This window comes from Pseudomonas sp. Tav-5-1A, from assembly GCF_055755055.1.
The window spans coordinates 4,253,624-4,265,976 of record NZ_CM146901.1; the positions used below are offsets into that span (position 1 = coordinate 4,253,624).

General features: G+C 65.8%; 7 protein-coding genes. 5 read left to right on the forward strand and 2 right to left on the reverse strand.

The window, feature by feature from the left end:
* Positions 1-85 precede the first annotated feature (85 nt).
* Positions 86-1,324: an acyl-CoA dehydrogenase gene (locus AC0J42_RS19330; protein WP_473003137.1), complete on the reverse strand. Its 1,239-nt coding sequence runs from the start codon at positions 1,322-1,324 to the stop codon at positions 86-88.
* A 157-nt stretch (positions 1,325-1,481) separates the two neighbouring features.
* Between AC0J42_RS19330 and AC0J42_RS19335 the strand changes: the two genes are divergently transcribed.
* Complete coding sequence (locus AC0J42_RS19335; protein WP_416425269.1) at positions 1,482-2,420, forward strand: LysR family transcriptional regulator; 939 nt, start codon at positions 1,482-1,484, stop codon at positions 2,418-2,420.
* 12 nt (positions 2,421-2,432) lie between these two features.
* Here AC0J42_RS19335 and AC0J42_RS19340 read toward each other — a convergent pair whose 3' ends face one another.
* Positions 2,433-6,839: a dermonecrotic toxin domain-containing protein gene (locus tag AC0J42_RS19340; protein ID WP_473003139.1), complete on the reverse strand. Its 4,407-nt coding sequence runs from the start codon at positions 6,837-6,839 to the stop codon at positions 2,433-2,435.
* Positions 6,840-6,974: 135 nt separating this feature from the next.
* Between AC0J42_RS19340 and AC0J42_RS19345 the strand changes: the two genes are divergently transcribed.
* From AC0J42_RS19345 to AC0J42_RS19360, 4 genes are all read left to right on the forward strand, one after another.
* Positions 6,975-7,373: a MerR family transcriptional regulator gene (locus AC0J42_RS19345; RefSeq protein ID WP_416427419.1), complete on the forward strand. Its 399-nt coding sequence runs from the start codon at positions 6,975-6,977 to the stop codon at positions 7,371-7,373.
* Between the two features lie 4 nt (positions 7,374-7,377).
* On the forward strand, positions 7,378-8,277 hold the full coding sequence (locus AC0J42_RS19350; protein WP_473003141.1) for a hydroxymethylglutaryl-CoA lyase: 900 nt from the start codon (positions 7,378-7,380) through the stop codon (positions 8,275-8,277).
* A 1,290-nt stretch (positions 8,278-9,567) separates the two neighbouring features.
* Complete coding sequence (locus tag AC0J42_RS19355) at positions 9,568-10,731, forward strand: isovaleryl-CoA dehydrogenase (protein ID WP_473003142.1); 1,164 nt, start codon at positions 9,568-9,570, stop codon at positions 10,729-10,731.
* Positions 10,732-10,744: 13 nt separating this feature from the next.
* Positions 10,745-12,352 carry a carboxyl transferase domain-containing protein gene (locus AC0J42_RS19360; protein ID WP_473003145.1) on the forward strand — a complete coding sequence of 536 codons (1,608 nt, stop codon included), beginning with the start codon at positions 10,745-10,747 and terminating at the stop codon, positions 12,350-12,352.
* The last annotated feature ends 1 nt before the right edge of the window (position 12,353 follow it).

Below are 12,353 nucleotides of genomic sequence, written 5' to 3' on the forward strand. Positions count from 1 at the left end.
GCCCGCGCGGTGCCTGGGACGCGGCCTGCGGCCGCTGCTACGGGTGCGGTGTGTGCAGGATTTCGCTGCTGCTACACCGGTGGGGTCAACCCTGCTCGCGCGCGCTGCGCAGCAGCTCCTTGGGCACGTACTTGCCGATCTCGTATTTGCCAATGGCCGCGCGGTGCACTTCATCCGGGCCGTCGGCCAGGCGCAGGGTGCGCTGCATGGCGTACATGTAGGCCAGCGGGAAATCCCCGCTGACGCCGGCGCCACCGTGGATCTGGATGGCGCGGTCGATCACCCGCAGCGCCACGTTGGGCGCCACCACCTTGATCTGCGCAATCTCGCTCTTGGCCACCTTGTTACCGGCGGTGTCCATCATGTAGGCGGCCTTGAGGGTCAGCAGCCGGGCCATGTCGATTTCCATGCGCGAGTCGGCGATCTTGTCGATGTTGCCGCCCAGCCGCGCCAGCGGCCGGCCGAAGGCGGTGCGCTCGACCGAGCGCTTGCACATCAGCTCCAGCGCCCGCTCGGCCATGCCGATGGAGCGCATGCAATGGTGGATACGGCCCGGGCCCAGGCGCCCCTGGGCGATCTCGAAGCCGCGCCCCTCGCCCAGCAGCACATTGTCGTAAGGCACGCGCACGTTGTCGAACAGCACCTCGGCGTGGCCGTGGGGTGCGTCGTCATAGCCAAACACCGGCAACGGCCGCACGATTTTCACCCCGGGGGTGTCCACCGGCACCAGGATCATCGAATGCTGCTGGTGACGCGGCCCGTCCGGATTGCTCAGGCCCATGAAGATGAGGATCTTGCAGCGCGGGTCGCAGGCGCCCGAGGTCCACCACTTGCGGCCGTTGATCACCCAATCGTCACCCTGGCGCTCGGCGCGGGCGGCCATGTTGGTGGCGTCGGACGAGGCCACGTCCGGCTCGGTCATGGCGAACGCCGAGCGGATCTCGCCGCGCAGCAGCGGCTCCAGCCAGCGGCGCTTGTGCTCCTCGCTGCCGTAGCGCACCAGCACCTCCATGTTGCCGGTGTCGGGCGCCGAGCAGTTGAACGGCTCGGGCCCCAGCAGCGAGCGGCCCATGATCTCGGCCAGCGGCGCGTATTCCAGGTTGGTCAGGCCGGCGCCCAGTTCCGACTCGGGCAGGAACAGGTTCCACAGGCCTTCGGCGCGGGCCTTGGCTTTCAACTCCTCCATGATCGCGGTGGGCTGCCAGCGGTCGCCTTCGGCCACCTGGCGTTCGAACACCGGCTCGGCTGGGTAAACGTATGCATCCATGAACGCGGTCACGCGTTCACGCAATTCCTGAACCTTGGGCGAATAAGCGAAATCCATGGGGCAGCTACCTTTGAGCAAGGGTTGTCGTGGGCATGGATTCGATGCTAGAACAGGCACCAAGATTTATCTAACCTATTCTCGGCGTCTATTATCATTCATCACCGATATAGGATGACGCGATGCATCGGCACAACCACAACAAGAGCGCTGCCACATGAATCTGAGCAAGGTCGACCTGAATCTGTTCATCGTCTTCGACGCCATCTACACCGAGGCCAACCTTACCCGCGCCGGGCAGATCGTCGGCATCACCCAGCCGGCGGTGTCCAACGCCCTGGCCCGGCTGCGCGAAACCTTCAACGACCCGCTGTTCGTGCGCACCGCCCAGGGCATGGTGCCCACGCCCATGGCGCAGAACATCATCGGCCCGGTGCGCAACGCCCTGTCCCTGTTGCGCGTGTCGGTGCAGGAAAGCCGCATCTTCAACCCGTTGCAGGCCAGCAAGACCTTCCGCATCAGCATGACCGACCTCACCGAGGCGGTGATCCTGCCGCCGATGTTCCAGCGCCTGCGCCGCCTGGCACCCGCCGTGGTGATCGAAAGCTTCCTGTGCAAGCGCCGCGAGACCACCAAGGAGCTGGCCGCCGGACGCCTGGATTTCGCCGTGGACGCGCCGTTGAACACCGACCCGCAGGTGCGCCACGTCAAGTTGATGGAAGACCAGTACGTGTGCGCCCTGCGCAAGGGCCACCCGCTGAACAAGGAAAAGATCACCCTGGACGACTACCTGGCGCTCACCCACATCCACATCTCCAGCCGCCGCAATGGCCTGGGCTACGTGGACCTGGCGCTGGGCAAGATGGGCCTGCAGCGCAAGATTGCCTTGCGCTCGCAGCATTACCTGATGGCCTCCCAGGTGTTGCAGCAGACCGACATGGTGATGACCGTGCCTGAGCGTTTCGCCCGCCGCCACGACCTCAACTACGTGGCGCTGCCGGTGAACGACGTGCCGCCGGTGGAAACCCACCTGTACTGGCACGAAAGCACCGACCAGGACCCGGCCAACCGCTGGATGCGCGAGCAGATGATCGAACTGGGCCAACTGGTGAGCCGCGCCGACCACCTGCCCCAGGCCGCCAGCGCCGGGCGCTGACGGCCACGGCGGTCACGGTTCCAGGGGTTGGAAATACTGGCGCGCCTGGGCCGGGCTGATGGGGCTGCGCCACACCCTGGCCGGTGCATTCTGCGCTTCCCATTGCGCCCCCAACCGCGCCTGGTCAGCCCGCTTCACATGGGCCGCGGCGAAGTTGTCGAAGGCGTAGCGCAGCTTGCCGTAGTGGAAATGCGCCACCCACAGGTCCCCCCCGCTGGCCACGTCGACCATCACGTATTCCTGCAGGAATTGCTGGGTGTCCAGTTCCGGCACCCGCCCTGCACGGCGCTCCAGGCGAATGGCCTGCTGGCCCAGCAGGTACTCGGCGTGGGCCATGGTGGGATGCGGCATGGCCTTGGTCAGGCGAATGCGCAGGCGCGTGGCCTGGGCGACTAGCTCCGTGCCCCGCCCCCGCAAGCGCTCCACCAGTGCCACCGTGTCATCGGCGGCGGTGGACAGGCGTTCAATACTCGTCGCCAGCTGCAGCAGCCCGCGGCCTTCGTTGCTGATCAGGTCATCGATGCTCGCCAGGGCCATGCCACGTCGGGCGTAGCCTTCGGCGCGCAGCACCAGGGCCTCGCTGCTGTCGAGCTGCACCCGTGCCTGTGCCTGCAGGTCCGCCAGGCGCGCCTGGGTGGCCGCCGCTTGGCGCAGGGCCCAGCGGTTGTCGGCTTCAAGGTCGTAATGGCGTACCGTGCCATCGCCCAGTTCCACGGCCATGGAGCGCTGGGCCCCCGTGCCACTTTCGGTGCCGATCAACACCTCGTCATCCACCGTTTCGAACACCCGCCTGCGCGGGCCGCCCTCCGGCTGCGGGCGGCGTGGCCGCTCGGGGCTTGCCGCCAGCCCGCGCGTGGCCTCATCCACCAACGCCTTGAGGTGATTGACCAGGCGCTTCTGGTAACGCAGGTCGATGTACTGGGCGTAGACACTGGTCCACTCCTCCAGCCGCCAGCGGAACAGCTCCGTGGCCGTGGCAAACTGTGACAGCACGCGCTGGCGCTGGGCAGCACTGAGATCGACCACCTCGGTGTCGCGCCAGGTGGCGAGCAGAATATCCAGCTGACGCACATCGCGTATCACCAGCTGGCCCAGCAGCAAGCGCTCCGGGCTGGTGGACAGCTGCGGCTTGAGCACCAGCTTGAGCAGTATTTCTGCCTTGACCGCACTGTCCATCCGGGGTCGGTAATCGTAACCGCCCTCGCGCATCAGGCGCTCGATTTCCGCCCGCCGTGGCGCATCCAGCGAAGCGCTGTGCCACTCACTTTCAAACCGCGCGCTCCATTCATGAATGAAATCGGCAATTTCCAGCAGCTTGATCCGTACCTCCTGGGTGGCCCCCAGCGTGCGGTTCATGGCATCGGTAAAGGCGCCGAGGGTCAGCTCCCCGCGTTCTGCCGCGTCGATCAGGGTCTGGTGCGCCGCCTGCCGTACGCCGAACTCTTCGCGCAGTGCCTGGCGGCGAATCTTGCCCATGCGTATCAGCAACTGCATGCGGTCCATGCCCTGGTAACGGGTGCCCTGGTAAGCGCGGCGATAGACGCCCTCGGGCAGATACGCGCGGTGCTCCGCAAGGCTTGCAAGGTAACGCTCGCAGGCTTTCACCTCTTGAATGGCCAGGTCGACCACGGTCTTGCGAAGCGCCTCGTCGGGCACACCGGCCGCGGCAAAACGTGAGCGAGCCGCTTCGGTGGCACTCAGCCGTTGGGTGGTGTCACGCTCGTCGGCGATCAGCCGGCTGAAAATCCGCCGTTGCCGGCGCACCATGGCGTCGCCTAGCCAACGCGGCAACCGCGCCTGGATCGCCAGGGGCAGGCGTTCCACCAGGCTGTCGGCCACCGCGCTGACCGCCGCACCGCCGCCCTCCAGCCCGCCGTCCACCAGGCGCCCGGAAATTGCGCCGTGGGTTTGCCACTGGCCACGGGCATCCAGCCTGACTGGCTGGCGGTAGGTCTTCAACGCGGTGCCGCGCAACCTCCAGGTGTGGTAAGTAGCGTCCCATTGCACCGCGTACGCATGCCCAGCGCGCAGGATGTACTGCCCACCGGCGTGGCTGTAAACCCCCTGCTCGGCTGTCTGCAACAAGGCAATCGCCAGGTCGCTTTCATAACCGCGAAACGCCGACACATGGCCTGGGCCATCCAGCGGCGCCAGGCGCGCCACCGCCTGGGCCTGGCGGGCACGGACACTGGCACGCAGCCCCTTCACGTTGCCAACGCCGCCTGCCACGGTACCGGGCAGTATGTCCATGGCCGCGCCCACCAGGGAGGCCAACATGTTTTCCAGCTCCAGCAGACCGCTCGCCCCCTCACCGCGGCGGAACGCCTTGACCGCTTCGACGGCACTGTCGAAAGCGTCGTAGACCGCCACCACGGAGCCGACGAATGGCAGCAGCCCGACCAACACCTTGATAACCATGAAAATACTGTCGTGACTGCGCGCGGCGGCTTCGAGCCACAACTGGTCCTGGGAGCGCGCGGTGGCGCGGTGATTGCTGATCAGGCGGCCCATCTGCAGGTTCAGCTGGTACTCGGCCACGCTGCTGGCCACGCCGATGCGCTCGCCGGGCACCAGCCAGCCATCGAAGTTGCGTAGCTGGGCCTCACGGATGTAGGCGCCGTGGTCGCTGGCCAGCCCGCTGGTGACCAGCGCTGCCAGATAGTCGACCATGCGTGACTCCAGGCTCATCTGCACCAGCCGGCGGCAAGCCTCGGCCATGCTCCCGTGCTGGGTCAGCACCTGGCCGTTGGGCGCGTCAGGCAGGTACAGCACCGTCAGCCCGGTGCCCGGGTCGTTGATCAACACCGCCCCGGCCAAGGCGCTGCCAGCGGGCGTGCCGGTGCCCTTGAACAGCGCCCAGTGCAACCGGGCCTCAGGGTTGTCCAGCAACGCCAGCGCCTGGGCATCGAGCCGCGAGCGGCGCAGGGCCAGTTGGCCGTGCAGGCGCAGGCTGGCCTGCCAAGGTGCCAGCAAGGCAGTGCGGCGGGCCAGGATGGCTTCCTGGCTTTCACCGGGCAAGCCCTTGAAGGCATCGCGCAGGCTGCGCTCGTAGCGAGCCGGCAGATCCAGTTCCTCGAACAGCACCCGCAGTTGCGCCAGTGTCGGCAGCGCCACGCTGGCCGCCACGCCGCGCGATTCAACGTGGGCAAAATGCAGGCGCTTGGCGATTTCTTCGTCTATGCCGGCAAGCGCCAACTGCACGAGGGACAGTTGCTCACGAGCCTCGCTGGGCCGGGTGATCATGATCAACGGGGTACCGGGCGCCCCTGAGCCGGGGACCGTCTCGCGCACCGTGGCCAGCGAGACGGGCAGGTCGATGACCAGGTTTTCCGGTTGCAGGCCGAAATCCTTTTGCAGGCGCTGCGCGAGGGCTGCGCCAGCGAACTCGTCACGCGGCGGCACGTCGCGCGCCAGCAGCCCCTGTGCCTTGTCCAGGGCGGCGAGGTAGTCGGCCAGGCGCTGGCTCAACTCTTCCTGGGCCTGCGGGTTCAACCCGCGCAACCAGGTTGGCAAGCCCTCGGCCAGGGTTACGGTCTCGTGCTCGAACAGCACGTCGAAGAACGCCTGGTCACGCGCGTCGTGGCGGGGCGCCTCCAGCGCCTGCAAGGCTTCCTGGCGCCAGCGTTGCATCGACGCTGCGGGCGAGTCGGCATCAGCGTAGAAGCGCTTGCCCTGCTCGATGGCCAGGGCATGCTGATGCAACTGGCGCCATTGGCGCTTGAGGCCTACATCGAAGGCGTTACCCACGATAGGTGCGTAGGAAAACGACACCTGCGCAGGCAACGTCGGGTCGGCCTCGGCAAGCCCCTCCAGCACGGCCATCTGGAAGGCGTCCAGCGACTCGAAATATGCCAGGCCGCCGTGGGTGCCGGGCCAATACACCTGCACGCCCCAGGTGCCGGCGGTGTCATGCACGGCGCTGGCATGGGTAATGACCATGACCCCAGCCAGCACATCGTTGCCATCGGCACCCAGCAACGCCACATCGGCAACCAGGGTGTTACCGACGGGCCGCTCGGCATCGTCCGGGTGGTCCAGCAACGCTTCCAGGCGGCTGGCCTGCTCGCCCTTGAGCTGCCCCAGCGCCTGCATCATATCGAACTCGGCGCGCAGGGCCTTGGCGTGGGCCGCGCTGAGGGTGTCGAAGAGGATATGGCCAGGGGCAAGCTCAGCCCAGGCGTCGCTGCGGCCGAGCAGCGGACGCGCGGCCAACAGGCAGGCCTCACGCGCGGCCCCGATCGCCTGTTGGTAACCGCGAAGGGTGCGCCATAGCGCCGACTTCAAGTCGGCATTGTCACCGACAGTAGCGCGGACGGCCGCCTGCTGCTGGCTGACTTGCCATTCACGCCAGTACGGGTCGATTTCTTCGGCAAAGGCGCCAAACAGCAGCGCGGGGGGAGCAAGCGGTAGATCGGTCATGGGCTGCAGTCCTTGCAGGGGAATGAGCGCCCATTGGGCCCGGCTGCCCGGCGTGCCAGGTGGTAATTACCTAACGGCCCTGCTTGACGTTAACGTCAAGCAGGGTTTACGTTGACGTCAACCATCCTGTCGAGCCTGACCATGACGTACAGCATCTCCGACCTGTCCCGCGAACTGGACATCACCACCCGCGCCATCCGCTTCTATGAGGAGCAAGGCATGCTCAGCCCCGAACGGCGTGGCCAGGAACGCATCTACTCACCGCGGGACAAGGTCACCCTGAAGCTGATACTGCGCGGCAAGCGCATCGGTTTCTCCCTGGCCGAGTGCCGCGAGCTGATCGAGCTGTACGACCCCAGCGGCAATCACAAGCAGCTGGCCAGCATGCTCGCCAAAATCACCGAGCGCCGCGCGCAACTGGCCCAGCAACTGCTCGACATCCAGCAGATGCAACTGGAACTGGACACCGCCGAGGAGCGCTGCACCCAGGCCCTTGCCGAGCTCGGCGCCCACCCTGTTACCGCCCAGGAGTAACACCATGGCCCTGCCCCACAGCGTGCGCCTGGTCGAAGTCGGCCCCCGCGACGGCCTGCAGAACGAGGCCAGCCCCATCAGTGTCATCGACAAGGCGCGGCTGGTGAACGAGCTGGCTGCCTGTGGCTATGCCTATATAGAGGCCGGCAGTTTCGTCTCGCCCAAGTGGGTGCCGCAAATGGCCGGCTCTGCCGAGGTGTTCGCCAGCCTCCAGCGCGTGCCAGGGGTGAGCTACGGCGCGCTGACACCCAACCTGCAAGGCTTCGAGGCGGCACTGGCGGCTGGCGCAGACGAGGTGGCGGTGTTCGCCGCAGCGTCCGAGAGCTTTTCCCAGCGCAACATCAATTGCTCCATTGCGCAGAGCCTGGAACGCTTCGCGCCGGTGATGGCAGCGGCCAAGGCCGCCGGTGTGCCGGTGCGCGGCTATGTATCGTGCGTGCTGGGCTGCCCCTACGAAGGCGCCATCGCCCCCGCCCAGGTGGCCGCCGTGGCGCGCGAGCTGCACGCCATGGGCTGCCGGGAAGTCTCCTTGGGCGACACCATCGGCGTCGGCACCCCCGGCGCTACCCGCAACCTGTTCCAGGCAGTGGCCCGGGAGGTGCCGCTGGCGCAGTTGGCCGGGCACTTCCATGACACCTACGGCCAGGCCCTGGCCAATATCTACGCGGCGTTGCTGGAAGGCGTCAGCGTGTTCGACAGCTCCGTGGCCGGCCTGGGCGGCTGCCCGTACGCCAGGGGCGCCAGCGGCAACGTCGCCAGCGAGGACGTGCTGTACCTGCTGCAGGGCCTGGGTATCCAGACCGGCATCGACCTGGACCGGGTGATTGCCGTGGGCGAGCGCATCAGCCAGCAGCTGGGCCGCGCCAACGGCTCGCGGGTAGCACAAGCGCGCCGGTGTGGCTGAGGGGTGTTACCCCTCCCGCGCTTTCCGAGTATCAGGGAAACACTTTGAGCGTTCCTTTTCCGACACCCGCGTGCCTCGGAGCGACCAAACCCCCGTTTTCATTGGGTTTCGAAAAGTTGGCACGGCATCTGCTTTGTCTCTTGCACAACAAAAACAAAAAACCCAGTACCACCCAATAAAAACAACACGTAACGGCTCTGGCATAACAAGAACAAACGCGGCAGAGGCGAAGCTAACAGATTTTTTTGGAGAGGATGCGCCACCGGGGCTTGCCCCACACCGTACACAGAACAATAAAACTGCCCCGAGGCAGCGACGTACCGGTGACAGGCGAATCAGCGCTCAAAAAAATACGTTTGCTCTTGACCCAGGATGTGGGTCACACGAAACAGCGGTAAAGGGTCACGGTCGCCAAAAACAACAACAGGCCGCCCCTCAATAATAAAAAAAGAGCAGGCAACAAGACCTTGAGGGGAGCTTCGGCTCCCCTCAGTGCTTTCCGGCATTCCCCACTTCCCCCGTAGCAGCTGCCGAAGGCTGCGTCCGCCTCCCTCCATTTACCCGCTGAACCGCAGTGCCCATGACGCGGCCTGGCGGCCGCTGCTACGAAAAACCGTGTGCGGCCGCTGCTCGGACGGATTTGACAACCCGCACAGGGGTGCGACAAAGTGTCACCTCACCCGCACACTTCCCCACGAAACGGGTAACAGGGAAACACATCGGGGGTGTGAAAACCCGGTGAAAAATTCCTGAAAACGGCGAAAGCCCCGAATTCATTGGGTTTTGAAAAGTTGGCACGGGACCTGCTATATCTCTCGTACAACAAAAACAATAAAACGGCAGTACCCAATAAAAACAACACGTAACGGCTCTGGCATAACAAGAACAATCGCGGCAGAGGCGAAGCTAACAGATTTTTTTGGAGAGGATGCGCCACCGGGGCTTGCCCCACACCGTACACAGAACAACAAAACTGCCCCGAGGCAGCGACGTACCGGTGACAGGCGAATCAGCGCTCAAAAAAATACGTTTGCTCTTGACCCAGGATGTGGGTCGCACGAAACAGCGGTAAAGGGTCACGGTCGCCAAAAACAACAACAGGCCGCCCCTCAATAATAAAAAAAGAGCAAGCAACAAGACCTTGAGGGGAGCTTCGGCTCCCCTCAGTGCTTTCCGCGATTTATCCCTCCCCCCCTCCCACCGCACCGATTTGACAGCGCGCGCCAGCAGGTTTACGTTAACGTAAAGGTCAGCATTCATTCCATAAAAACAATCCATGAAGGGCCACCCATGCGCTACCCGACCCTGAATTTCGCCCTGGGCGAAACCATCGACATGCTCCGCGACCAGGTGCAGGCCTTCGCCGCCGCCCAGATCGCCCCGCGCGCCGCGCAGATCGACCGTGACAACCTGTTCCCCGCCGACCTGTGGCGCCAGTTCGGCGACATGGGCCTGCTGGGTGTTACCGTGCCCGAAGCATACGGCGGTGCCGGCCTGGGCTACCTGGCCCACGTGGTAGCCATGGAGGAAATCAGCCGCGCCTCGGCGTCGGTGGCGTTGTCGTACGGGGCACACTCCAACCTGTGCGTGAACCAGATCAACCGCAACGGCAGCCACGCGCAGAAGCTCAAGTACCTGCCCAAGCTGATCAGCGGCGAGCACGTCGGCGCCCTGGCCATGAGCGAGCCCAACGCCGGCTCCGACGTGGTGTCGATGAAGCTGCGCGCCGACAAGCGTGGCGACCATTACGTGCTCAACGGCAGCAAGACCTGGATCACCAACGGCCCCGACGCCAACACTTATGTGATCTACGCCAAGACCGACCTGGAAAAAGGCGCCCATGGCATCACCGCCTTCATCGTCGAGCGCGACTGGGCCGGCTTCACCCGCAGCAACAAGTTCGACAAGCTGGGCATGCGCGGCTCCAACACCTGCGAGCTGTTCTTCGACGACGTGCAGGTGCCGGAAGAGAACATCCTCGGCGTGCTGAACGGCGGCGTTAAGGTGCTGATGAGCGGCCTCGACTACGAGCGCGTTGTGCTCTCGGGCGGCCCCACCGGCATCATGCAGGCCTGCATGGACCTGATCGTGCCCTACATCCACGACCGCAAGCAGTTCGGCCAGAGCATCGGCGAGTTCCAGCTGATCCAGGGCAAGGTCGCCGACATGTACACCCAGCTCAACGCCAGCCGCGCCTACCTGTACGCCGTGGCCCAGGCCTGCGAGCGCGGCGAGACCGCGCGCAAGGACGCCGCCGGGGTGATCCTGTACACCGCCGAGCGCGCCACGCAGATGGCCCTGGACGCCATCCAGATCCTGGGCGGCAACGGCTACATCAACGAATTCCCCGCCGGGCGCCTGCTGCGCGACGCCAAGCTGTACGAGATCGGCGCCGGCACCAGCGAGGTCCGCCGCATGCTGATCGGCCGCGAGCTGTTCAACGAAACCCGCTGACGGAGCGCGCCCCATGGCTACCCTGCACACCCGACTCAACCCGCGCGCCGCCGACTTCATCGCCAACAGCGCGGCCATGCTCGAACAAGTTGGCGCCCTACGCAGCCTGCTCGCCCAGGTGCACGAAGGCGGCGGCGCCAAGGCCCAGCAACGCCACACCTCACGCGGCAAGCTGTTGCCGCGCGAGCGCATCAACCGCCTGCTGGACGCCGGCTCGCCGTTCCTGGAAATCGGCCAGCTGGCCGCCCATGAGGTGTACGACGAAGCCGTGCCGGCCGCTGGCGTGATCGCCGGCATCGGCCGCATCGAAGGCGTGGAATGCATGATCATCGCCAACGACGCCACGGTCAAAGGCGGCAGCTACTACCCGCTGACCGTAAAGAAACACCTGCGTGCCCAGGCCATCGCCCAGGAAAACCGCCTGCCCTGCGTGTACCTGGTGGACTCGGGCGGCGCCAACCTGCCGCGCCAGGACGAGGTGTTCCCCGACCGCGAGCACTTCGGCCGGATCTTCTTCAACCAGGCCACCATGAGCGCCCAGGGCATCCCCCAGGTCGCCGTGGTCATGGGCTCCTGCACCGCAGGCGGTGCCTACGTGCCGGCCATGTCGGACGAGACCATCATGGTCCGCGAGCAGGCGACCATCTTCCTCGCCGGGCCGCCATTGGTGAAAGCCGCCACCGGCGAGGTGGTGACCGCCGAGGCCCTGGGCGGCGCCGACGTGCATTGCAAAGTCTCGGGCGTGGCCGACCACTACGCTGACAACGACGAGCACGCGCTGGCCATTGCCCGGCGCTGCGTGGCCAACCTCAACTGGCGCAAGCTGGGCCAGCTGCAGTGCCAGGCGCCGAGCGCCCCGCTGTACCCGGCCGACGAGCTGTACGGGGTGATCCCGGCCGACGCCAAGCAGCCCTTCGATGTGCGCGAAGTGATCGCGCGGCTGGTGGACGGCTCGGTGTTCGATGAGTTCAAGGCGCTGTTCGGCACCACCCTGGTGTGCGGCTTCGCCCACCTGCACGGCATGCCTGTCGCCATCCTCGGCAACAATGGCATCCTCTTCGCCGAGGCCGCGCAAAAAGGCGCGCACTTCATCGAGCTGGCCTGCCAGCGCGGCATCCCGCTGTTGTTCCTGCAGAACATCACCGGCTTCATGGTCGGGCAGAAATACGAGGCCGGCGGCATCGCCAAGCACGGCGCCAAGCTGGTGACCGCGGTGGCCTGCGCGCGGGTGCCGAAGTTCACCGTGATCATCGGTGGCAGCTTCGGCGCCGGCAACTACGGCATGTGCGGCCGCGCCTACGACCCACGCCTGTTGTGGATGTGGCCCAACGCGCGAATCGGCGTGATGGGTGCCGAACAGGCCGCCGGCGTGCTGGTGCAGGTCAAGCGCGAGCAGAGCGAACGCGCCGGTGGCAGCTTCAGCGCCGAGGAAGCAGCGGCGCTCAAGCAGCCGATCCTCGAACAATACGACCGCCAGGCCCACCCCTACTACTCCAGCGCCCGCCTGTGGGACGACGGCGTGATCGACCCGGCGCAGACCCGCGACATCCTCGCCCTGGCCCTGTCGGCCGCCCTCAACGCGCCCATCGAACCCAGCCGCTTCGGCATCTTCCGGATGTGAC